Source organism: Streptomyces sp. NPDC047853, from assembly GCF_043204535.1.
Taxonomy (GTDB): domain Bacteria; phylum Actinomycetota; class Actinomycetes; order Streptomycetales; family Streptomycetaceae; genus Streptomyces.
The window spans coordinates 179,151-202,734 of the sequence record NZ_JBIDCI010000005.1 but is presented as its reverse complement, the minus strand read 5'-3'; the positions used below and the strand labels follow the sequence as shown (position 1 = coordinate 202,734).

Here is a 23,584-nt window from a genome sequence, read left to right as displayed (position 1 = left end):
CGGCCGCCGTGCGGGCCAGTTCCGCGTGCCGAGCGGTCACCGGGTGACCGCCGCGGTGTCCCGGGGTGCCGGGGCGCGGGCGCGGACCACGGGCTGCCATGGTGTCCCCCCGCTCTCACTCGCCGCCGTGCTCAAGGCCGTTCGAGCCTACGCGGGTGGATGTGTCCGCGTCATGCGATGCGGGGAGTGAGCGCGGCGCGTGGACGTCCCGGTCCGGATCCCTGCCCGAGTTCTTGCCCGAACCATTGACGCGAAAGCGCTTCCCACCTACGGTCCCGTTCGAAGTTACGAGCGATATTCGATATCTCGAACACCGTGAGCGGATATCCCTGAGCAGATAGGGCAGGGCATGGGACGACCTGGCCTCGATCGCAGGCAACTGCTCGCCGCGATGGGCGGGCTGACGGCCGCCGGGAGCTTCGGCTTCGCGGCGCTCGGTACCGGAGCCGACGCGCTCGCCTCCGGAGCGGACACCCGGGTGCGCTACTGGAACCTCTTCAGCGGCGGCGACGGCTACAACATGATCGCGATGCTGGACTCCTTCCGGAAGGACAACCCCGGCATCGACGTGAAGGACTCCACCCTCCAGTGGGGCAGCCCCTTCTACACCAAGCTCGCCATGGCGGCCGCCGGCAACCGCGCGCCCGACCTCGGCGTCATGCACCTGGGCCGCGTCACCGGCTTCTCGCCGGGCCGCCTCCTGGACCCCTGGGACATGGACCTCCTCGCCCGGTACGGCGTGCGCGAACAGGACTTCAACCCCGCGCTGTGGAAGCGCGCCGTCATCGACGGCAAGCTCTACGCCCTCCCCCTCGACATCCACGTCCAGCTCTGCTTCTACCGCAGGGACGTGCTGAGGAAGGCCGGCCTGCTCGACGCGGACGGCCGGATGGTCCCGGTGACGTCGGCCGACGAGTGGTTCGACGTACTGAAGGAGGCCAAGGCGGCCACCGGGAAGGGACTCCAGACCATCGGGCTGTGGGTCAACGACCAGAACTTCCAGTGGTGGTTCTTCGTCGCCTTCTACACCCAGCTCGGCGGCACCTGGTTCAACGCCGACCACACCGAGGTCACCTTCGACACCGACAAGGCCACCCAGGTCCTGGAGTTCCTGCGCCGGCACATCACCGACGGGTACGCCGACCCCGGCTTCGCGGGCGGCGCGGGCGCCGAGCAGTTCGTCAACGGCGGCCCCTTCGTCTGGGAGGGTAACTGGTCCGTGCCGGTCTTCGACGGAGCGAAGCTCGACTACGGGGCGATGCCGCTGCCGCCCGTCTTCGGGAAGCAGGCCACCCACGCCGAGTCGCACGCCTTCGTCCTGCCCCACCAGGCCGGCCGGGGCGGCCCCGGGAACGAGGGCGCCCACCGACTCGCCGCCTACGTCGTCCGGCACGCCCGGCAGTGGGCGGCCGGCGGCCACATCCCCGCCTTCACCCCGACCCTGTCCACGGCCGCGTACCGGGAGCTGAAGCCCCAGAGCGAGTACGTCTCGGCCATGGACCACCAGGCCACCGAGCCCAAGGTGTGGTTCGCCGGGTCCACCGGCATCCTCGCCCAGCGCGTCGGACCGATCGTCGTCTCCTCCACGCTGGGCTCCGCGAAGCCCGACGCGGTGGCCCGCCGGATGAGGAGCACGCTCGCCCGGCTCCTCGCCTCGAAGAACCCGATGGACGGGAAGACCGCCGCCGAGGGAGGTGCCGTCGCATGACGACCACCAGCGCCGAGACCGTCGTCCGCCCGGCCCGCGCCCGGAGCGCCGCCGCGACCGCCACCGTCCGCCGCAGGCAGGGCTTCCAGCACGGCGGCTGGTTCGTCGCCCCCTTCCTCGTGCTGTTCGGCCTCTTCGTGATCTGGCCGCTGCTGCGCGGCGTGTGGCTCAGCTTCACCGACGCCAACATCTCCGGCGACGCCGCGCGCTTCGTCGGCCTGGACAACTACCGCGAGGCCCTCGACGACCCGCTGATGTGGGACGCCCTCGGGCACAGCGCCTGGTTCACGCTGCTCGTGGTGCCCTGCATCACCGTGCTCGCCCTGCTGCTGGCGCTGCTGGCCCACCACATCGAACGCGGCAAGTGGCTCTGGCGGCTCTGCTTCTTCCTGCCGTTCCTGCTGCCGTCCACCGTCGCCGCCAACCTCTGGCAGTGGCTCTTCAACCCCGGCACCGGCATGGTCAACCACGTCCTCGGCCTCGACACGGCGTGGCTGACCGACAAGTCGTACGCCATGCTCGCCGTCGTCGTCTGCACCCTGTGGTGGACGGTCGGCTTCAGCTTCCTGCTCTATCTCGCCGCGCTCCAGGGCATCCCCGCCCACCTCTACGAGGCCGCCGAGCTGGACGGCGCGAACGCCTGGCACCGCATGCTCCACATCACGCTGCCGATGCTGCGCAACATCACCGGTCTCGTCGTGGCGCTCCAGATCCTCGCCTCGCTCCAGGTCTTCGACCAGGCCGTCGTCATGCAGGACTTCGGGCCGGGACCGGAGGACTCGACGCGCACCTTCGTGCAGTACACCCTCGAACAGGGCTTCACCAGCTACCGCGTGGGCTACGCCTCCGCGATCTCCATCATCTTCTTCGTGCTCATCGCGGCCGTCGCCCTCGCGCGGATGTGGCTGCTGCGCAACCGTGAGGAGGGCGGCCGATGACCACCGCCGCACCGGTACACAAGGACCCGCGCCGCCCCTGGACGCCGAGCCAGATCGCCCTCACCCTGCTCGCCACGGCCGTCTCCGCGGTGTTCCTCGCCCCGCTGGTGTGGGCGCTGTTCACCTCGCTGAAGTCGGAGACCGAGGCCGTCGAGGTGCCCACGCACTGGCTGCCCGAGGACTGGACGGGCCAGGCCTGGAAGGCCCTCTTCGAGACCGGCAACATCACCGCCTGGTTCGTGAACTCCTTCGTCGTGTCGGTGTGCGTGACGACGATCGTGCTGGTCGTGAGCGCGCTGGCCGGATACGGCTTCGCCCGCACCGAGTTCCGGGGGAAGTCCGTCCTGATGGGCGTGGTGATGGCGGGCCTCATGGTCTCCCCGGCCGTGCTCGGTGTCCCGCTGTTCACCACCGTCCAGCAGATGGGGATGGTCGATACCTACTGGGGCATGATCCTGCCGCAGTGCGCGCCCGCCGCGATGGTCTTCATCCTCTACAAGTTCTTCCAGGGCGTCCCGCGCGAACTGGAGGAGGCGGCCTTCATCGACGGCGCCGGCCGCTGGCGCGTCTTCCTCACGATCATCGTGCCGCTCTCCCGCCCGTCCCTGGCGGCGGTCGGCATCTTCACCTTCATCAGCTCCTGGAACAACTTCCTGTGGCCGTACATGGTCACCAACAACCCCGACCTGATGACCATGCCGAACGGCATCGCGACCGTCATGAACTCCTACGGCATCCAGTGGGCCCAGCTCATGGCCGGCGGCCTCATGGCGGGCCTGCCGCTGATCGTCGTCTTCGTCTTCTTCCAGCGCCAGATCGTGGCGGGCGTCGCCCACACGGGCCTGGCCGGCCAGTAGCGCCCCCGAAGAGCCCCCGGGCGCAGCCCCCGGGCAGAGTCCCCCGAAAGGAAAAGATGCGTACCGCCCGCTTCACCCTCGACCCCGCCTTCACCGTCGGCGCCGTCGACCCCCGTCTCTTCGGCTCCTTCGTGGAGCACCTCGGCCGCTGCGTGTACACCGGCGTCTTCGAGCCCGGACACCCCACGGCCGACGACGCGGGCCTGCGCCAGGACGTGCTGGACCTCGTCCGCGAACTCGGCGTCACCGCCGTCCGCTACCCCGGCGGCAACTTCGTCTCCGGCTACAAGTGGGAGGACTCCGTCGGCCCGGTGGAGAACCGCCCCCGCCGCCTCGACCTGGCCTGGCGCTCCACCGAGACCAACCGCTTCGGCCTCTCCGAGTTCATCGCCTTCCTGAAGAAGGTCGGCCCCCAGGCCGAGCCCATGATGGCGGTCAACCTCGGCACCCGGGGCGTCGCCGAGGCCCTGGAACTCCAGGAGTACGCCAACCACCCGGCCGGCACCGCCCTGTCCGACCTGCGCGCCGAGCACGGCGACAAGGACCCCTTCGGCATCCGGCTCTGGTGCCTCGGCAACGAGATGGACGGGCCCTGGCAGACGGGCCACAAGACCGCCGAGGAGTACGGCCGGATCGCCGCCGAGACCGCTCGCGCGATGCGCCAGATCGACCCCGGCGTCGAACTCGTCGCCTGCGGCTCCTCCGGCCAGTCCATGGAGACCTTCGCCGCGTGGGAGGCGACGGTCCTTCAGGAGACGTACGACCTGGTCGACCACATCTCCCTGCACGCCTACTACGAGCCGCTCGACGGCGACGTCGACTCCTTCCTCGCCTCCGCCGTGGACATGGAGTCCTTCATCGAGAACGTCGTCGCCACCTGCGACCACGTGGGCGCCCGCCTGAAGTCCAAGAAGAAGATCAACCTCTCCTTCGACGAGTGGAACGTCTGGTACATGACCAAGACGCAGGCGGAGGTGAGCGCCCTGGACTGGCCCGAGGCGCCCCGCCTGCTGGAGGACAACTACAGCGTCATGGACGCGGTCGTCTTCGGCTCGCTGCTCATCGCCCTGCTCCGGCACGCCGACCGCGTCACCGTCGCCTGCCTCGCCCAGCTGGTCAACGTCATCGCCCCGATCATGACCGAGCCGGGCGGCCCCGCCTGGCGCCAGACGACCTTCTTCCCCTTCGCCCAGGCCTCCCGGTACGGCCGCGGCGAGGTCCTCGACGTGCGGGTGGACTCGCCGACGTACGAGACGAAGAAGTACGGCGAGGCCGACCTGCTGCACGCCACCGCCGTGCGCGCCGAGGACGGCTCCGTCACCGTCTTCGCCGTCAACCGCTCCCGCACCGGGGCCCTGCCGCTGGACGTCGCCCTGAGCGGCCTGGACCTGACCGAGGTCGTCGAGCACAGCGCCCTCGCGGACGCCGACCCCGATGCCCGCAACACGCTCGCCGAGCCCGAGCGGGTCGCCCCGCACCGGGTCGACGGCACGGCCCTGGCGGACGGCAGGCTCACCGCCTCGCTGGAGCCGCTGTCCTGGAACGTGATCCGGCTGCGCTGAGACCGCCGGGGGGCGCGGGCGCCGGCCGGGGTGGCGCGGGCCGGGGAGGGCCGCCGGATCAGCGTCGGCCGGGGGAGGCGACCGGTTCCACCGGCACCCCTCCGGCCGCGCTGCCGAGCAGCTCCAGCCGTACCCGGCCCGGCCCCGGGGCCGTGTCGCCGCCCGACAGGACCGCGAGGGCCAGGGTGTTGGCGGCGGCGCGGGTGCGCAGGATGCCGTTCGGCAGGACGAAGGTCCCCGGCGAGTCCGTCAGGTCGCCCGCGTACTCGCCCATGTTCCAGCCGTTCAGGAAGACCTGGGCGCGGTTGCCGCGGCCCCGGCCGGCGTCGAGGGCCAGGCCGACCGAGGCGTCGACGTCCGGCGGGACGTCTAGCCGGAAGGTGGTCCGGTACCAGGTCACGCCCTGGCGCCGGTCCCCGCCGGCGTCCACTCGGGTGGGGGTGACGGCCTCCCAGCGGCCGTCGTCGTAGCCGGGCAGGTGCCAACCGTGCCGCTCTCCGTACAGCCCGCCCGTGTTGAGCGGACCGCGCACGGGGTCGGGTGCGACCGCGCCCCGGATGCGCCACTCCGCCTTCGGTGACGCCCCTTCGAAGGCGGCCGAGACGAGACCGCGGGCCGACCGGTGGGCGTCCTGGTCGTGCCGGGTACGCCGGACCAGGACGGACAGGACGGGGGAGGCACCGGCGTCCGGCCGTCGCCGCCGGCGCTCGCGCAGCGCGGCCGGGAGCCGGAAGCGGGCCGTGGCCGCCCACGTGCCCCCCTCCCCCTCCCCGCCCGTGCGGTGCGTGCCCAGCGGCTCCCCGTCCAGCCACGCCATCAGCAGGCCCCGCGCACCCGTGCGGTAGGCGAGGGACACGGACTCCAGGCCCGCGGCCGCGGTGAGCCGGCCGCGGTACCAGACGTCGCCGTAGTGGAAGCCGTAGTCGTCGGCGAAGAGCACGGGCTGTCCGTCCGGCACGGGGGTCGTGCCGTGCGAGGTCCGCAGGTCGGCGGTCCGCCAGCCGGAGTCGTCGTAGTCCGGCGCGGACTCGGGGTTCTCCGCGCGGCGCCGCCAGCCGTCGAGCGCGGGCAGCACCAGCTCGGGCACCCCGGGCAACTGCCAGGTGGCCAGCAGGCTGTGGGCGCGGCTGACCGACGTGCTCACCGGCTCGCCGTTCCAGGTCACGTCGGTGATGCCGCGGGGTGCCCACACCTCCAGGGAGCACTCCTCGACGGTGTCACCGGTCAGCCTGACCGTGGAGCCGTCCAGGGCGACGTCGCGCAGCAGCGCCGGGCCGTGCACGAGGACGCGGCCCGACGGGGTCTCGTACGGCCACAGCCGCAGCGAGGCGGCGTCGTCGGCGAAGAGCAGCAGCGTGGTGCGGTCGGACTCACCGCTGCGGATGCGGACCCGGGTCAGCCCGTTCTCGCGCAGCGGCACCGTGACGTGCAGTCGGCCGTGGTCGTACGCCCAGGCCGCCTCCTCGTCGAGCCGGGTCGGCCACGGCTCGTGCGGGCAGTCCAGCACCAGGTGGGCCATCTCCCCGGCCCGGCCCGTGAAGGCGGCGATGTCCAGCCGTCCGACGCTCAGGGTCGCCATGGGCTGCACGGTGGCGTACGCGAGCTTGCGGCCCGAGCCCACGGGCAGCCCGGTGGCGTACAGCCGGGCGTCGCGGGCGGGGACGGTGACCTCCACGTCGGTCCCGCCCATCGGCAGCGTCGACGTCACGTCGGCGGCAGAGTCGTTGCGCAGGACGTACGCGTGCGTGCCGGTGTCCGGGTTGGTCAGGTGCCGCACCTGGAGGCGGGCGTCCGCGGCCCGGACCCCGGGCGCCTCGTCGAGCCGGGTGAAGTCGGGGACGTGGCGCAGCAGGTGCCCGAGCTGGTGGAGCGGGGCGAGCCGGTCCGTGGGCCGGCGCGCCTCGTCGATCGCCGCGGTGGGGTCGTAGGTGGGCGCGGGGGCCGAGGAGGCGGCCAGCCAGCCCCACGAGGTGCCGCCGAACGCGGTGCGCACGCTGTGCAGCGTGACCCCCCGCGCGAGGTGCGCCAGGTGGACGCGCCGTGCCTCGGCGGCGTCGCGGCTGTGCTCGGCCTCCCCCCGGGGGACCGGGGCGCCGGCGTGCAGGACGGGCACCTCGATGCCGTCGGCGCGGAGCCGGTCGTGCAGGCGGGTCAGGCCCGCGCGCTCGGGGGCGTCGACGCGGTAGAGCAGGACGGTGCCGGTGCCGCGGGTGTACTGGTGCCGGGCGGCGACGGCGTTGACGCGGCTCAGCCACTCGTCGGCGTGGCGCGCGTACCCGGCGTCGGTGGTCCCGGCCCCGCCCGCGGCGGACCTCAGCCAGCCCGGGAGGCCGCCGCCGTCCACGTCCGCTCCGATGCGCGGGCCGGGGTGCAGGACGACGTACAGGCGGCTCTCGGCGGCCGTGCGCAGGAACAGGTCCAGGTCGCGGACGCCGGTGAAGTCGTAGGCGCCGGGGGCGGGGGAGTGCTGGTTCCAGGCGAGGCGGACGTCGACCGCGTTGTAGCCGTACGCCCGCATCTTCTGCAGGACGTCCCGCCACAGGGAGGGGCTGGGCAGGCGGAAGGGGTGCAACTCGCCGGACCACAGGCTCAGGCGTCTGCCGTCGACCAGCAGGCTGTACCGGTCCAGGGCGACCCGGTGGCGCACCCCGTCGGCGCCGGGCGGCCCGGGCGGCGGCCCGGTGGGCGCCGGGCCGGCGGCGCCGGAGGCGGGCAGCGTCCGGCCGCTCACACTGCCGCCGAGCGAGAGACCGAGGACGGTGGTGCCCGCGAGGGCGCTGAACGCTCGTCTGCTGAGCCTGCTGAGCTCCAAGGGAGCCTCTCCTGTTGCCGTACTTCCTGCTGCGCCGTACTTCCTGCTGCGCTGCCGGCCATTCTCCACAAGGACCCGGCGATGCGTTAAATGGCCGGACTTCCCGCTGTTCGCGTCCCGCGGGGGTGCCTACCATGCGACCGTTCTGTGAATGTCATGTGCACAACATGTGTAGATGGCGGACGCATTCAACAACACCCACCCCCCACCGAACCGAAGGGGAGATCCATGGCCACCGGCCTGCTCCTGAGCGGCACGATCGCCGCGCTCCTCACCTCCGCGCTGCCGGCGCAGCCCGCCGACGGGTTCGAGGACCCGCCGCCGGACCGGATCGTCATCAAGGTCGCCACCGTGAACGGCTCCGGCTGTCCCCAGGGCACGGCGGCGGTCGCCGTCTCCGACGACAACACCGCCTTCACCGTCACCTACAGCGACTACCTCGCCCAGGCCGGCGGCGACTCCGCCCCCACGGCCTTCCGCAAGAACTGCCAGCTCAACCTGCTCGTCCACGTGCCCCAGGGCTTCACCTACGCCGTCGCCAGCGCGGACTACCGCGGCTTCGCCGCCCTCCAGCCCGGCGCCAAGGGCACCCAGCGGGCCTCGTACTACTTCCAGGGCTCCCCGAACACGGAGTACCGCACCCACCCCTTCAGCGGCCCCTACGACGACAACTGGCAGGCCACCGACACCACCGACTGGGCCCAGCTGGTGTGGGCGCCCTGCGGGGTCCAGCGCAACTTCAACATCAACACGGAGCTGCGGGTGAGCACGGGGACGTCCGACCCCGCCGAGGTGAGCTTCATGACGATGGACTCGACCGACGGCGACATCAGCACGGTCTACCACCTGGCGTGGAAGGAGTGCCCCGAGTCCTGACGGGTGACCCACGGAGGGCGCGGGCCGGCGTCACCGCTCGGCCGGCCCGCGCGCCTGTTCGACGAGGTCGGCGACCTCCTCGCAGTTGACGGCGGACGACTCCGTCGGCGCCGACTCCTCGGCGGGACCCGGCGTCCGACCTCACCCAAGTGCCTTCCGCATGACGCCGGTTCAGGGAATCGGCGCGTTCGAACGGGTCAAGCGTAGAGGGCGGCGTCTCACGGTCCGCCCGGGCGGCACACCAGTGGCTTGTCGAGTTCGGCGCAGGGGCGGTGGCCCTTGGAGCGGATGACGTCCTTGCCGACCTCGTCGGCGAGGTAGCGCAGGAATCCCGCGGCGATCGAGTCCGCCGGCGGCTCGCCGTAGGTGTAGGCGATCTCGGTCTCCCAGAAGGGGTACGCGCCCTGGTCGGCGCCCTCCAGCGTCGCGGGATAACCGTCTATGCGGACCTGCCGCACGCCCTCGTGACCGGTGGCGGAGCCGACCTCGCTGTGGCCGAGGGCGCCGGGCGTGGAGGCGACGGTGTCCAGCAGGGACGGTGTGCCACCGACCTCGCAGCGCCCGGGCCGGACGGCGTCCAGGCTCCGGCAGTCGTTCGTGGTGACCGCGGGCAGCGGCCGGCCGCCCAGGACCCGCTGTTCGAGGGCGGCGCGGGTGCCGGAGCCCGGATGGCGGCTGACCAACTGGATCGGCAGGTCGCGGCCCTTCACCTGGCTCCAGTTGGTGATCCTCCCGGCGTAGATGTCCCGCACCTGCCGCAGGGAGAGGTCCCGCACCCCGGCGTCCTCGCTCACCACCAGGGTGAACAGCGACAGGGCGACCGGCCTGGGAAGCAGCTCCGGACGGCCCTCCGTCTTCGGCCCGTCGCTGAAGGCCAGCCGGTCGCCCAGCCCCGCGGTCCCGTCGGGCGCCGCCTTCCCGCCGGCCGCGACGAGGGTGTCGAGGCCCGGGACGCTGCCCCGGAACGAGTCGTCGGACAGCGGTATCCGGGCGTCCGGACACGTCCTGGTGTACTGCGCGGCGGCCAGTTCCAGCACCGGCCTGAAGGCGGTGGAGCCCGACAGGTGCAGCGTCCCCCGGGCGCAGTCCAGCGGCGCGGCGACCGGGTCCTCGCCGCGGGCGAAGGTGGACGCGGACTGGGCGACACTGACCAGGACGAGCACGGCGAGCAGCCAGCGGACCGGCCGGGACGCGAAGGGGGAGTACTCGGTCTTCCTGGCGGTCCCGCCGCGCACCCCGCCGACGACGGCCGCGGTGACCTCAGGGTCGGGGAACTCGGGCTCGGTGAAGCCCTCCTCACGGTCCAGGACCGCCAGCACCTTGTAGTGGGCCCGGCGGTTGAGTATCACCTTCGGCAGCCGGATGATGCCGTCCGTGGCGGCGAACCCGGGCCGGTCCGGCGTGAAGAAGCTGCGCGGCACGTGGCGGCTGCGCTCGGTCACGGCCATGCCGACCACCCGCCGGCCCGGGAAGGCGATGCTCACGCCCACCGGGTCGGCGGCGGGCGCCACGTAGTCGCCCTCGACGATCGGGGACCAGCCGGCGTTCTCGATGCGCAGCAGCACGACCGACGGGTCGGTCAGCGTCCTGCCGTCCCACTGCATCCGCTGGAACACGCGGGTCTCGGGACCGGAGGTGGACGAGTCCCGGACGGTGGTGTCCATCTGCACGCGGTAGCCGAGCCGTTTGCGTCCCGCCAGGAAGAACTCCCACAGGGCGGCGATCACGGGCACGGCGAGGCCGAGCACGGCGATCACCGACTCCCACGGCACACCGTTCATGACCGACTCCCGAGGCAGGACGGACGTACAGGGACGGGGAGGCCATGGTGACGGCGGGGAGGCGTGTCCGGGCGACGCGCTGCTGACCGTCCGTCAGCAATTCACCGGCGCGTCATGTGAGAGGCGCGGTGTTCCCCGGGCGTTGGTTGCCGGCGTTGCGCGAACCATTGACGCGCAAGGGGTTCGATTCTACGTTCCCGTCCGAAAAGGCGATCGCTGTTCGAAATGCCGGACACGAAGGAGCGTCCCCCCATGACCATCGCGACCATGACGCGCAAGAGAACCGCACTCCTCGCCCTCCCCGCCGCGGCCCTGCTCGCGCTCGTCCCCACCACGGCGTCGGCCTACCCCTACCCCGGCCGGGTCACCGGCTCCGTCGTCACGCACGACCCGACGATGATCCGCACCGCGTCAGGGCAGTACCAGCTCTACGCCACCGGCGGCGGGATCAGCAGCAAGACCTCCTCCGACCGCACCGCCTTCGCCGCCGGAGCGGACGCCTTCGGCTCCCGGCCGAGCTGGTGGTCCCGCTACTCCAGCGTGCCGGAGGCCTGGGCGCCCGACGTCTCGTACCACGGCGGCAAGTACCTGATGTACTACTCCGTCTCGAAGTTCGGCTCCAACACCTCCGCCATCGGCCTCGCCGCCTCCACCACCGGCCGGCCGGGCAGCTGGAGCGACTACGGCATCGTCTACACCTCCGGCTCGTCCAGCGACTACAACGCCATCGACCCGAACCTCTTCGTCGACGACGACGGAAAGTGGTGGCTGTCCTTCGGCAGTTGGTGGACCGGGCTGAAGATGATCCGGATCGACCCGTCGACCGGGAAGCAGCTCTCGTCCGACACCACCCGCCACTCGATCGCCTCCCGGCCCTCCGGGACCAAGGCCGTCGAAGCCCCGTACATCGTCAAGCGGAACGGCTACTACTACCTCTTCGCCTCGTACGACACCTGCTGCGCCGGCACCGGCTCCACGTACAAGGTCAAGGTGGGCCGCGCCACGAGCGTCACCGGGCCGTACCGCGACAGGAACGGCGTCTCGATGATGAACAACGGCGGGACGCCGGTCCTGGAGTCGCACGGCAGCGTCATCGGCCCCGGCGGCCAGTCGATCATGAACGACGTCGACGGCGACCTGATCGTCTACCACTACTACGACGGCAACGACAACGGCACGCCCAAGCTGGGCATCAACCTCCTGAACTGGAGCAGCGGATGGCCCGTCGCCTACTGACCCTGCTGGCCGCGCTGCTGCTCGCCCTCTCGCTGGGGCAGCCGGCCGCGCAGGCGGCCTCCTTCGCCAACCCGGTCAAGGCGCAGAAGGGCGCCGACCCCTGGATCACGTAGCACGACGGCGACTACTACCTGGTGTCGACGAGCTGGAGCGACGTGATCACCGTCCGGAAGTCCCCGACCCTGGGCGGGCTGTCCACCGCGCCCGGCGTGCAGGTGTGGCAGGGCGACGCGGCCTCCCGGTGCTGCAACATCTGGGCGCCCGAACTGCACCACCTGAACGGGCGCTGGTACCTGTACTACGTGGCCGGCCAGGACGTGGCCGACTACAACCCGACCCAGCGCAGCCACGTGCTGGAGAGCGCGGGCCCGGACCCCATGGGGCCGTACACCTACCGGGGGCAGCTCAACTCCGCCTGGATGCTCGACCCCACGGTCGCCACGATCGACGGGCAGCTCTACCTCTTCGGCAGCACGCACGACGGGACGCAGAACATCGTCGCCGCGCGCATGTCCACCCCGTACACGGTCAGTTCCTCCTTCACGACCGTGTCCACGCCGACGTACGACTGGGAACGCTCCGGCGCCCCGGTCAACGAGGGGCCGGAGATCCTCCGGCGGGGCGGCAGGACCTTCCTGGTCTACTCCGCGAGCGGTTGCTGGACCCCGGACTACAAGCTGGGGCAGCTCGAACTGACCGGGTCCTCGCCGACCTCCGCGTCCTCCTGGACCAAGAAGTCCACGCCCCTCTTCCGGCGCAGCGACGGCGACGGCGTCTACGGCCCGGGGCACAACGGCTTCTTCACCTCGCCGGACGGCACCGAGAGCTGGATCGTCTACCACGCCAACGACGCCGCCACCGACGGCTGCGACAACGGGCGTACGGCGCGGGCGCAGAAGTTCACCTGGAACGCCGACGGCACCCCGAACCTGGGCACGCCCGTCCGGCTGGGGGCCGCCCTGCCCGGGCCCTCGGGGGAGCCGTCCACGGTCCGCAGGACGTACACCGTCACCAACCGCAACAGCGGCAAGTGCCTGGAGGTGACCGGTGGTTCGGCCGCGGACGGGGCCGACGTGCGGCAGTACACCTGCAACGGCGGCGCCCACCAGCGCTGGCGCCTGGAGGACCTCGGCGACGACACCCACCGGCTGCTCAACGCGGCCACCGGGAAGGTGCTGGACACCGCCGACTGCTCGGCCGCCGACGGCGCCGACCTGCGGCAGTGGTCCTGGCTGGACAACACCTGTCAGCGGTTCCGGTTCCTCGCCACCGACAGCGGCCACGTCCGGATCGTCAACCGGGCCACCGGCAAGGTCGCCGACGTCGCGAACTGCTCCACCGCCGACTCCGCCGACGTACGGCAGTGGTCCTGGCTGGACAACGCCTGTCAGCAGTGGCGACTGGACCCGGTGTAGGGCGCACCGCTCCGGCCCCGCGCCCTCACCCGGTGCGGCCCATGCCCGCCGCGTTCGGCCAGTTCTGCTGGGCCGGCCAGCCCGCCGCCGGTACCGACTCCAGCCCGTTGGTGCCCCGGACCTGGGCGGCCGTGAGTCCGCCACGGGCCGGGACACCGGGCGGGGTGGGTGCCGGGTAGGGGTCCGCCGCGGGGGCCGGGGCGGGCACGGGCTGCGGGACCGGTGCCGGGTGGGGGACCGGCACCGGCCCGGGGTATGGCGCCGGGTGGGGGACCGGCGCCGGTTGCGGGACCTGCGGCGGCGGGGCCGGCACCGGCATCGGGCCGAGGGCGGCCGCCGCCGGGGCGACGGGCACCGCGGCCGGGAGCGGCATGCCGGTGCCGGTGGCCGCCGGGACGGCCGGTCCCGGGGTGGAGCCACCGTCGGCGAGCGCCCGCAGGCCCGCGCCGTCGGTCTGGCTCAGCAGGCGGTCCACCACCGCCGTGCCCGAGCTGTAACCGGTCCCGGTGGCGGGCTCGGGCACGGCGGCTCCCCTCCCGGTCCCGTAGAGCACCTGTTCCAGGCCGGACACCAGGCGACGGACGTCGGCCTGGGGGCGCACCACGAGACGCAGGAAGCGGCTGGACGAACCGATCTTGTTGCCGCACTCGCGGACCAGGACCCGGTGCTCGGTGAGCATCCGGTCCCGGACGACGGTGCCCTCGGCGCCCACGGGCAGGCGCACGAAGAGGAAGTTGCCCTGGGAGGGGTAGACGGTCAGGCCGGGCAGCGCCGACAGCTGACCGGACATCTCCAGGCGGTCCCGGCGGACCTGGTGCAGGCTCCGCGCGTACTCCGGACCGTGATCGCGCAGCATGAACACCACGTGCTCGGCGAAGGAGTTGAGGTTCCACTTGGGGAGCATGGCGCGCACCCGGCCCGCGAGCGCGGGGTTCGCGACCAGGTAACCGAAGCGGATGCCGTGCAGGCCGAAGTTCTTGCCGAGGCTGCGCAGGACGACGACGTTGGGCCGCAGCATCGCCTCCTGGACCACGCTGGGCTCGGCCTCCGCGTCGGCGAACTCCAGGAAGGACTCGTCGATCACCACCAGGTCCCGGTCGGCCATCGCGTCCATGAACTGCACGAGCGCCTGCTTGTGCAGATAGCCGCCGTCGGGGTTGTTGGGGTTGCAGACCACCACCGCCCGGGTGCCGCGGGCCCGGATGAACTCGGCGTAACGCGCGAGGTCGAGGGCGAAGCCGCCGGACTCCTGGAGCGGGAACATGTCGACCCGTTTGCCGGTCTCCATCGGCTGGTCGGTCCAGCGGCCGAAGGTGGGGACGGGGACGGCGAGGGACTCGCGGACCAGCAGGTGGTCGATCCAGGTGATCAGCTCCGTGGAGCCGTTGCCCATCGCCACGCACTGCGGGGGCAGTTGCAGCAGGCTGCACAGCTCGGCGGTGATGGTGTCGGCACTGCTCGGGTAGTACGTGATGATGTCGCGCAGCCGGGCGGCCATCTCGTCGAACATCGCCGGGGTGGGGAAGTACGGGTTGCAGGGGATGCAGAAGTCCACCGGTCCGGCGCCCGCCCCGCCGCTCTCCCGCGCCAGCGCCGCCATCGACGGGCTGTGTGCCGCGGTGCTGCGGAACAGCGAGGTGACGTTGCCGGACAAGTGGACCTCCGTCGGTGGGGGGCCCGCGGGGGAGCGCGGGCCGCCCCTACATACGGGGGACGGAGTGACACTGTTCAACGCGTGTGAAGAAAGTGTGTTCCTCGTGCGCCCCCGCACGCCCCCGCGCGCCGCCGGACGGCCTCACGCGCCGCCGGACGGCCTCACGCGTCGAACGAGTGCACCGTCGTCGTCCGGTACGTCTGCCCGGGCCGCAGCACCGTCGAGGGGAACGACGGCTGGTTCGGCGAGTCCGGGAAGTGCTGCGTCTCCAGGCACAGGGCGTCGCCCTGGCGGTAGAGGGAGCCGCCGGTGCCGGTCAGGGTGCCGTCGAGGAAGTTGCCCGAGTAGAACTGCAGGCCCGGCTGGTCGGTCGCGATGCGCAGGGTGCGGCCGGAGGCCGGGTCGCGCAGGGTGGCGATGTGCTCGGGGCGGTCGGTGACGCCCTTGTCCAGCACCCAGTTGTGGTCGAAGCCCTTGGCGGTGACCAACTGCGGGTGGGCGTCGCGCAGGTCCCGGCCGACGGTCTTGGCCCGGCGGAAGTCGAAGGGCGTGCCGGACACCTTCGCCCGTTCGCCCGTCGGGATCAGGCCCGCGTCGGTGGGCGTGTAGCGGGACGCCGCGATCGACAGCTCGTGGTCCTCGATCGTGCCGCTGCCCTCGCCCGCCAGGTTCCAGTAGACGTGGCTGGTGAGGTTGACGACGGTGGCCTTGTCGGTGGTGGCCTCGTAGTCGATGCGCCACTCGCCGCGTCGGGTGAGGGTGTACGTCACCTTCGAGCGGAGCGTGCCCGGGTAGCCCATCTCCCCGTCGACGCTGGTGTAGTACAGGACCAGGCCGACGTCGGAGCCCGCGGTGAACGGCTCGACGTCCCACACCCGCTTGTCGAAGCCCTGGGCGCCGCCGTGCAGGCTCTGCTCGCCGTCGTTGACGGAGAGCTGGTAGGCCTTGCCGTCCAGGGTGAAGCGGCCCCGGCCGATGCGGTTGCCGTAGCGGCCGATGAGGGCGCCGAAGTACGGGCTGGACGCCACGTAGTCGTCGAGGTTGTCGAAGCCCGCGGAGACGTTCGCGTACCGGCCCCGGCGGTCGGGGACCTCGAGGGACTGGACGACTCCGCCGTAGGACAGCACCTTCATCCGCGTGCCGCCGTTCTCCAGCGACCAGCGGTACACCTTCGTGCCGTCGGCGAGCCTGCCGAAGAGCTCCTTCACCGGCTTCCTGCCTCCCGTGGCGTGTGCCGTGCCGCCGACCGCGGAGGCGGCGAGGCCGGCGGCTGCTGCTGATGCGATGACCGTGCGTCTGCTCAGTTCCATGTGCGGGCTCCTGTACTTCCGGGAAAGAAGCGGGCCCCGCCTCGGTCGGCGGGGCCCGGGGGACCTACGAACCGACCCTGCGTTTGTTCCACACGTCGAAGCCGACGGCCGCCAGCAGCACAGCGCCCTTGATGACCTGCTGCCAGTCGGTGCCGATGCCGACGAGGTTCATGCCGTTGTTCAGCACGCCCAGGACCAGACCGCCGATGATCGCGCCGAGGACCGTGCCGACCCCGCCGCTCATCGACGCGCCGCCGATGAACGAGGCGGCGATGGCCTCCAGCTCGAAGTTGAGGCCGGCCTTGGGAGAGGCCGCGTTGAAGCGGGCGGCGAAGACCAGACCCGCCAGGGCCGCGAGCATGCCCATGTTCAGGAAGACCAGGAAGGTGACCTTCTTGTCCTTCACGCCCGACAGCTTGGCCGCGGGCAGGTTGCCGCCGATGGCGTAGATGTGGCGGCCGATGATCGCGTTGCGCATCAGGTAGCCGAAGCCGACGACCAGCGCGCCCAGGATGAGCAGCACGATCGGGGCGCCCTTGTAGCTGGCCAGCAGCAGCGTGACCACGAGGACGGCGGCGACCAGCGCGACCAGCTTGAGCAGGAACATCTTGGCCGGCAGCACCTCGAGCGCGAACTCCTGCTGCCGCTTGCGGTCGCGGACCTCCTGGTACACCACGAACGCGATCAGCGCGAAGCCCAGCAGCAGCGTGAGGTTGTGGTAGTTGGTGTCCGGGCCGACCTCGGGCAGGAAGCCGTTGGCGATCTTCTGCAGGTCCTTCGGGAACGGGCCGAGGGTCTGGCCCTCCAGGAAGATCTCGGTGAGACCGCGGAAGAGCAGCATGCCCGCGAGGGTCACGATGAACGACGGTATGCCGAGATAGGCGATGAAGAACCCCTGCACCGCGCCCGCGACGGCGCCGATGGCCAGGCACAGCACCACCGCGACGGGCCAGGACAGGTCGTTCTCGACCATCAGCACCGCGGCCATCGCGCCGATGAACGCGGTCAGCGAGCCGACCGACAGGTCGATGTGGCCCGCGATGATGACGAGCATCATGCCGATCGCGAGGATCAGGATGTAGCTGTTCTGCAGCACCAGGTTGGACACGTTGCGCGGCAGCAGCAGGTCGCCGTCCGACCACACCGCGAACAGCGCCACGATCAGGCCGAGGGCGATCAGCATGCCGTACTGCCGCATGTTGCGGCGCATGCCGTCCAGCATCAGCCGCAGCAGTCCGTCCCCGGCGGCCGACCCGCCCCGGCCGGACGGCGCGGGGGCCGGCGTCTTGGCGGTCACGTCCGTGCTCATCGGGTTACCTCTTTGTCCTTCGTCATCCGACGCATCAGCGCTTCCTGCGAGGCCTCGGCCCGCGAGAACTCACCCGTCAGCCGGCCCGCGGCCATGGTGTAGATGCGGTCGCACATACCGAGCAGCTCCGGCAGTTCGGAGCTGATGAAGACGACCGCCTTGCCCTCGGCGGCCAGCTGGTCGATGACCGTGTAGATCTCGTACTTGGCGCCCACGTCGATACCGCGCGTGGGCTCGTCCAGGATCAGCACCTCGGGACCCGCGAAGATCCACTTGCTGAGGACGACCTTCTGCTGGTTGCCGCCGGACAGCTTGCCCACCGGCTCGAAGACGGTCGGCGCCTTGATGTTCATGGACTTGCGGAAGCCCTCGGCGACCTGCCGCTCCCCGTGCTCGTCGACGACCCCGCGCCTGGCGACCTTGCCCAGCGCGGTCAGCGAGATGTTCCGGTTGATGGTGTCGATGAGGTTGAGGCCGTAGTGCTTGCGGTCCTCGGTGACGTACGCGATGCCGTGCCCGACCGCCTCCGGGACGGTCTTCGTACGGATCTCGGTGCCGTCCCTCAGGACCGTGCCACCCGCGTACCGGCCGTAGGTGCGGCCGAACACGCTCATCGCGAGTTCCGTGCGGCCCGCGCCCATGAGCCCTGCGATGCCGACGATCTCGCCGCGCCGCACCTCGATCGAGACGTCGTCGACGACCTTGCGCTGCTGGTCGATGGGGTGGTGCACGGTCCAGTTGCGGATCTCCAGGGCGGGCGCGCTGCCCTCCTCCGGGTGGTGGGGGGTCCGGTCCGGGAAGCGGTTCTCCAGGTCCCGGCCGACCATCCCGCTGATGATCCGGTCCTCGGTCGTCTCCGCAGCCTTCACGTCGAGCGTCTCGATGGACTGCCCGTCACGGATGATCGTGACCGAGTCGGCGACCCGGCGGATCTCGTTCAGCTTGTGCGAGATGATGATCGAGGTCATGCCCTGGTCCTTCAACTGAAGGATCAGGTCGAGGAGTTTGCCGCTGTCCTCGTCGTTGAGCGCCGCCGTCGGCTCGTCCAGGATGAGCAGCTTCACCTTCTTGGAGAGCGCCTTGGCGATCTCCACCAGCTGCTGCTTGCCCACGCCGATGTCGGCGACCCGGGTCTCCGGGTGCTCGTCCAGACCGACCCGCCGCAGCAGTTCGGTGGCGTGCCTGAGGGTGTCGTTCCAGTTGATCAGCCCGCGCTTGGCGTGCTCGTTGCCGAGGAAGATGTTCTCCGCGATGGACAGATACGGCACCAGCGCCAGCTCCTGGTGGATGATCACGATGCCGTGCTGCTCGCTCGCCCGGATGTCCTTGAACCGGCAGGTCTCGCCCTCGAAGAGGACGTCCCCCTCGTAGCTGCCGTGCGGATGGACGCCGGAGAGCACCTTCATCAGGGTCGACTTCCCGGCGCCGTTCTCCCCGCAGATGGCGTGGACCTCGCCCTGGCGGACGGTCAGCGTGACGTCCGACAGCGCTTTGACACCGGGAAAGGTCTTGACGATCGAGCGCATTTCCAGGACGGGTCCCGCCATGGTCGTGCCTTCCAATCCTTGAGAGAGCCCGGTTACTTCAGGTCGTCGGCGGTGTAGTAGCCGCCGTCGACGAGCTCCTTCTCGTAGTTGGTCTTGTCCACGCTGACCGGCTGGAGCAGGTAGGCGGGGACGACCTTGGCGCCGTTGTCGTAGGACTTGGTGTCGTTGGTCTCGGGCTTCTTGTCGTTCAGGACCGCGTCGACCATGTTGGAGGCGACCTTGGCGAGCTGGCGCAGGTCCTTGTAGACGGTCTGCGTCTGCTCGCCCGCGATGATCGACTTCACCGAGGCGACCTCGGCGTCCTGTCCGGTGACGACGGGCATCGGCTTGGCCTTGGAGCCGTAGCCGTCCGACTTGAGGGCCGACAGGATGCCGATGGAGATGCCGTCGTACGGCGAGAGCACCGCGTCCACCCGGGCGCTGCGATAGCTGGAGGTGAGCAGGTCGTCCATGCGCTTCTGCGCGGTGCCGCCGTCCCAGCGCAGGGTGGTGACCTGGTTGAGGGCGGTCTGCTTGGAGCGGACGATCACCTCGCCCTTGTCCATGTAGGGCTTCAGGACGTTCATCGCGCCCTGGAAGAAGTACTTGGTGTTGTTGTCGTCGTTGGAGCCGGCGAACAGCTCGACGTTGAAGGGGCCCTTCTTGCCCGCCTTCAGACCGAGCTTGTCGACGATGTAGCCGCCCTGGAGCTCGCCGACCTTCTCGTTGTCGAACGAGGCGTAGTAGTCGACGTTCTCCGTGCCGAGGATCAGCCGGTCGTAGGAGATGACCGGGATGTCGGCGTCCTTGGCCTGCTGGAGCACGTTGTTGAGCGACTTGTTGTCGATCGCGGCGACGATCAGGGCGTCCACGCCCTGGGTGATCATGTTCTCGATCTGGGAGACCTGCTGGTCCGGGTCGTCCTCGCCGTAGACGAGCTTGGTCTCGTACCCCTTGGCCTTCAGCTCCTTCTCGACGTTGGCGCCGTCGGCGATCCAGCGCTCGGAGGACTTGGTCGGCATCGCGATGCCGATCGTGCCGCCGTCGGCGCCGCCCTTGTCCTCTTCACTGCCGCCCTCCCCGCTCTGGCCGCAGGCGGTCAGCGTGAGGGCGAGGGAGGCGGCGGAGGCCATCGCGGCGAGTGCGGCTCTGCGGTTGCGCATGGTCATCATCCTTGATGTGGGTGCAGGGTTCGGTCGGGTGGTGCCGACCCGCGAAGAGCTGAGGGTGGATCGACCGATGACAGGTGTGTGTGGGATTGTGCGCGGTCGTGTCTTCTTTTGTGAAGCACGTTTCCGGAACGTTATGACGAGATCTCGAACCGGTGGAGCGGGCCCGGTTCCCGCGAGCCGAGCGGAGCCATGTCCCCGTCCGCCCCGTGCCGCGCGAGCAGGTCCAGCGCCAGCCGGCCGCGCCGCACCCGCTCCTTCGCGGTGGCCAGCGTCAGTTCCCTCAAGTGGTGGCCGTACGGATAGATCCCGGGGGTCTTGGAGAGGCCGAACTTCAGGTACAGCGGGGCGCCGCGCCGGATCAGCTCGGCCACCTCGTACATCCGCACATAGCCGCCGAGGTCGTCGGGAGCCTCGATGTACATGTCCATGGGCGCGGCCGAGACCCGCCGGATCTCGCTCAGGTGATCCGTCGTCAGGTCGCTGGGCACGTTGATGGAGTCGGCGCCGAGCCGCTCGTAGACCGCGTACGAGGCCGGGTTGACCGGCCCCACGAGCGCGGAGAGCTTGAGCGTGGTGCCGGCCGGGAGGAGGCCGGCGGCGCGCGCCCGGTGCAGCGTCCACAGCACGCCCTCGTCGGCCACCAGCAGACACTTCACGCCCAGCTCCGTGGCGCGCACGGCGTCCTCGACACACCCGGCGACCGCGTCGTGGCCGCGTGCCCGCAGACCCGCGCCGCCCGAGTCGGTCCGGGTGGAGCCGCCGATGTCCCAGGTGCCGCGCGGACCGGTGAACAGGCAGAGCTCGATGTCGCGTTCGGCGGTGGCCTCGACCATCTCGGTGATCTCGGCGTCGGTCAGCATCCACACGCCGCTGCCCTGGCTGATCCGGTGGATCGGCACGTCCAGCCGCGAGGACTCCTTCAGCACCACCCCCAGCGCCTCGGGACCCTCGACGGACGGGATCTCGGTGCGCCAGCGGCCGCCGCCCGGGAAGGAGTGCGGCGAGGCGTCGGCGGGGTCCGGGGCGGGCGCGGCCAGGCCGAGCGCGGCGAGCGCCTGCTCGCCGGGCCTGCGTGCGGCGGCCTTGGCGGAAGCGTCGGTCACAAGCTGTCCTTAATGTTCGGTATTTCGGACGGGGTTCGCGGCTCTGGGGACGGGAAGCCCGTGCGGATGGGCGTACGCCGGTACGGGGGCCGTCAGGTCGCCCCCGTACCGGCGTACGGCTCGGGGGGGGCGTGGTCAGGGACGCAGCAGCACCTTGCCGACCTTCGGGTCGCCGGACCCCACCAGCTCGATGGCCTCGGCGAACCCGTCGAGCGGCAGCTCGTGCGTCACCAGCGGCCCCGGGTCGAGCAGGCCGGCCGCGAAGACCCGCACGGTGTGCGCCCAGGCCTCCGGCGGCGCCCCGAACACGGTGTGCACCTCCAGCTGGCGCACCACGAGGTCGGTGGGGTCGAGCCCGTCGGCGCCCGGGGCGGGGATGCCGGTCAGGACCAGACGCCCGCCCCTGCGGAGCAGCGCGGCGGCGGTGCGGGCCGCGTCGGCGGACCCGGCGGTCTCGATGACGACGTCGAAGTCGTCGGGGAGGGGCCGGTCCTTGGTCCGGAAGTCGCTCGCGCCGAATTGCCGCGACAGCGCCTCCCGGTCCCCGCGCGTCCCGACGACCAGCAGCTCGCCCGGGGACGCGGCGCGCAGGAACTGCACGGCGAACATGCCGAGCGTCCCGGTGCCGACGACCGCGACCCGCTCGCCGGGGCGGGCGTTCGCCTTGAGCGCGGCGGCGGCGATGCAGGCGGCGGGCTCCAGCAGGGCGGCGGCGGTGAGGTCGGCGCCGTCCGGCAGGACGTGCAGGAGCCGGGCGGGCAGGGTGAGGGTGGGCGCCATGGCCCCGGGCTCGGTGAAGCCCGTCTCCGCGTACCCGGCCGTGCACAGCGTCGTCTCGCCCGCGTGGCAGCGGTCGCAGACCTGGCAGTTGCGGAACCCCTCACCGACGACCCCGCGTCCGACCAGGCCGGCGGGGACTCCGGCGCCGACCCGCTCCACGGTCCCGGACCACTCGTGACCGGGGGTGAGCGGGTAACGCACGTACCCCTCGGGCCGGTTGCCCTGGTACACCTCGCGGTCGCTGCCGCAGATCCCGGCCGCGTGCACCCGGACCAGGGCCTCACCGGGACCGGGCTCGCGCGGCTCGTGCGGCACGATCCGGTGCTCGCCCGGCGCGTCGACGACGACCGCGCCGCTCATGCCCCGGTCCCCTTCGGCTTGCGCTGCTCCCAGCCCTCGGCCCACAGGTCGAACCGGGCCTGCTGCTGCGGGAACTCGGCCGCCGCGTCGGTGTCCAGCTCGACGCCGAGGCCGGGGGCGTCGGACAGGTGGAAGCACCCGTCCTCCGGGTCCACCTGCGGGGCGCCCTTGACCACCTTCTTGATCTCCGCGTCGGCGAAGTCGTTGAAGTGCTCCAGGATCTTGAAGTTCGGGGAGGTGAAGCCGACCTGGAGGGAGGCCGCGGTGAGCACCGGCCCGCCCACGTTGTGCGGGGCGACCAGCGTGTAGTGGGTCTCGGCGGTGGCGGCGAGCTTGCGGGTCTCCCAGATGCCGCCGATGTGGCCGACGTCGGGCTGGATGATGTCCACGGACTGGTCCTCGAACAGCTCGCGGAACTCGATCCGGTCGTGGATGCGCTCACCGGTGGCGACGGGGATGTCGACCTTCTCGGCGACCTTCCGCAGCGCCTTGAGGTTCTCCGGCGGCACCGGCTCCTCCAGCCAGGCCGGCTTGAAGGGCGCGAGTTCGCGCGCGAGCCGGACGGCGGTGGAGGGCGAGAAGCGGCCGTGCATCTCCAGCATCAGCTCGGCGTCCGGCCCGATGGCGTCCCGCACGGCCTCGATCAGCGAGACGGCGTAGTGCGTCTGCTGCTGGTCCAGCTCGAAGTGCCCGGTGCCGAACGGGTCGATCTTCAGCGCCCGGTACCCGCGCTCCATGACCCCCTGTGCGGCCTTGTGGTACGCCTCCGGGGTCCGCTCGGTCGTGTACCACCCGTTGGCGTACGCCTTGACCTTGTCGGTGACCTTGCCGCCGAGGAGCTGCCAGACCGGGACCCCGAGGGCCTTGCCCTTGATGTCCCAGCACGCCATCTCCACCACGGCGATACCGGACATCACGATCTCGCCCGCCCGGCCGTAGTCGCCGTACTTCATGCGGCGGACCAGGTCCTCGACAGCGAACGGGTCCGATCCGAGAATGTGGTTGGCCTCGGCTTCCTTCAGGTAGCCGAGGAGAGCGTCGGTGTGCCCCAGCATCCGGGTCTCGCCGACTCCGGTGATGCCCTCGTCGGTGTGCACCTGGACGTAGGTCAGGTTGCGCCACGGCGTCCCGACCACGTGTGTGCTGATTCCGGTGATGCGCACGGCGGTTGCCCCTCGCTGTGTT

The 23,584-nt window shown here is 71.2% G+C and carries 16 protein-coding genes and 1 pseudogene; 7 read left to right on the top strand and 10 right to left on the bottom strand.

Annotation, left to right across the window (positions count from 1 at the left end; genetic code table 11):
* Positions 1-349 precede the first annotated feature (349 nt).
* From ACGF5T_RS12390 to ACGF5T_RS12375, 4 genes are read left to right on the top strand one after another with little or no spacing between them, the layout of a single operon-like run.
* Entirely contained in the window at positions 350-1,708 is a 1,359-nt protein-coding gene (locus tag ACGF5T_RS12390) for an extracellular solute-binding protein (RefSeq protein ID WP_366766558.1), read from the top strand.
* Entirely contained in the window at positions 1,705-2,646 is a 942-nt protein-coding gene (locus ACGF5T_RS12385; RefSeq protein ID WP_361014613.1) for a sugar ABC transporter permease, read from the top strand. The genes ACGF5T_RS12390 and ACGF5T_RS12385 overlap by 4 nt, the downstream gene beginning before the upstream one ends.
* The gene (locus tag ACGF5T_RS12380) at positions 2,643-3,503 is read left to right on the top strand and encodes a carbohydrate ABC transporter permease (protein WP_366766559.1); all 861 of its coding nucleotides are present in this window, start codon (positions 2,643-2,645) and stop codon (positions 3,501-3,503) included. The genes ACGF5T_RS12385 and ACGF5T_RS12380 overlap by 4 nt, the downstream gene beginning before the upstream one ends.
* A 56-nt stretch (positions 3,504-3,559) precedes the next feature.
* A complete protein-coding gene (locus ACGF5T_RS12375) occupies positions 3,560-5,065 on the top strand; it encodes an alpha-N-arabinofuranosidase (RefSeq protein ID WP_366766560.1) in 1,506 nt (501 codons plus the stop codon).
* A 58-nt stretch (positions 5,066-5,123) separates the two neighbouring features.
* On the opposite strand, the gene ACGF5T_RS12370 is transcribed toward ACGF5T_RS12375, so the two are convergent.
* Complete coding sequence (locus tag ACGF5T_RS12370) at positions 5,124-7,877, bottom strand: beta-galactosidase (RefSeq protein WP_366766561.1); 2,754 nt, start codon at positions 7,875-7,877, stop codon at positions 5,124-5,126.
* A 228-nt stretch (positions 7,878-8,105) separates the two neighbouring features.
* On the opposite strand from ACGF5T_RS12370, the gene ACGF5T_RS12365 reads away from it, so the two are divergent.
* Complete coding sequence (locus ACGF5T_RS12365) at positions 8,106-8,753, top strand: DUF4360 domain-containing protein (protein WP_356603091.1); 648 nt, start codon at positions 8,106-8,108, stop codon at positions 8,751-8,753.
* Positions 8,754-8,971: 218 nt separating this feature from the next.
* Here the strand turns inward: ACGF5T_RS12365 and ACGF5T_RS12360 are convergent, their stop codons facing one another.
* On the bottom strand, positions 8,972-10,534 hold the full coding sequence (locus ACGF5T_RS12360) for a substrate-binding domain-containing protein (RefSeq protein ID WP_356603089.1): 1,563 nt from the start codon (positions 10,532-10,534) through the stop codon (positions 8,972-8,974).
* A 267-nt stretch (positions 10,535-10,801) separates the two neighbouring features.
* Here ACGF5T_RS12360 and ACGF5T_RS12355 point away from each other — a divergent pair, with 267 nt between their 5' ends.
* Positions 10,802-11,770: an arabinan endo-1,5-alpha-L-arabinosidase gene (locus ACGF5T_RS12355; RefSeq protein ID WP_366766640.1), complete on the top strand. Its 969-nt coding sequence runs from the start codon at positions 10,802-10,804 to the stop codon at positions 11,768-11,770.
* A pseudogene (locus tag ACGF5T_RS12350) lies at positions 11,752-13,185 on the top strand (family 43 glycosylhydrolase). The gene ACGF5T_RS12355 and the pseudogene ACGF5T_RS12350 overlap by 19 nt, the downstream one beginning before the upstream one ends.
* A gap of 25 nt (positions 13,186-13,210) precedes the next feature.
* Here ACGF5T_RS12350 and ACGF5T_RS12345 read toward each other — a convergent pair.
* From ACGF5T_RS12345 to ACGF5T_RS12310, 8 genes are all read right to left on the bottom strand, one after another.
* Complete coding sequence (locus tag ACGF5T_RS12345) at positions 13,211-14,839, bottom strand: histidinol-phosphate transaminase (protein ID WP_366766562.1); 1,629 nt, start codon at positions 14,837-14,839, stop codon at positions 13,211-13,213.
* 161 nt (positions 14,840-15,000) lie between these two features.
* A complete protein-coding gene (locus ACGF5T_RS12340; protein WP_361014630.1) occupies positions 15,001-16,149 on the bottom strand; it encodes an aldose epimerase family protein in 1,149 nt (382 codons plus the stop codon).
* Positions 16,150-16,213: 64 nt separating this feature from the next.
* Complete coding sequence (mmsB, locus tag ACGF5T_RS12335; RefSeq protein WP_356603081.1) at positions 16,214-17,458, bottom strand: multiple monosaccharide ABC transporter permease; 1,245 nt, start codon at positions 17,456-17,458, stop codon at positions 16,214-16,216.
* The gene (mmsA, locus tag ACGF5T_RS12330; protein WP_356603079.1) at positions 17,455-19,005 is read right to left on the bottom strand and encodes a multiple monosaccharide ABC transporter ATP-binding protein; all 1,551 of its coding nucleotides are present in this window, start codon (positions 19,003-19,005) and stop codon (positions 17,455-17,457) included. Before mmsA ends, mmsB begins: the two co-directional genes overlap by 4 nt.
* Before the next feature lie 32 nt (positions 19,006-19,037).
* Positions 19,038-20,147 carry a multiple monosaccharide ABC transporter substrate-binding protein gene (gene chvE, locus ACGF5T_RS12325; RefSeq protein WP_356603077.1) on the bottom strand — a complete coding sequence of 370 codons (1,110 nt, stop codon included), beginning with the start codon at positions 20,145-20,147 and terminating at the stop codon, positions 19,038-19,040.
* A 140-nt stretch (positions 20,148-20,287) separates the two neighbouring features.
* The gene (locus ACGF5T_RS12320) at positions 20,288-21,259 is read right to left on the bottom strand and encodes a hypothetical protein (RefSeq protein WP_366766563.1); all 972 of its coding nucleotides are present in this window, start codon (positions 21,257-21,259) and stop codon (positions 20,288-20,290) included.
* Positions 21,260-21,394: 135 nt separating this feature from the next.
* Complete coding sequence (locus tag ACGF5T_RS12315) at positions 21,395-22,399, bottom strand: alcohol dehydrogenase catalytic domain-containing protein (RefSeq protein ID WP_366766564.1); 1,005 nt, start codon at positions 22,397-22,399, stop codon at positions 21,395-21,397.
* A complete protein-coding gene (locus ACGF5T_RS12310; protein ID WP_356603071.1) occupies positions 22,396-23,562 on the bottom strand; it encodes a mandelate racemase/muconate lactonizing enzyme family protein in 1,167 nt (388 codons plus the stop codon). Before ACGF5T_RS12310 ends, ACGF5T_RS12315 begins: the two co-directional genes overlap by 4 nt.
* Positions 23,563-23,584: the final 22 nt, after the last annotated feature.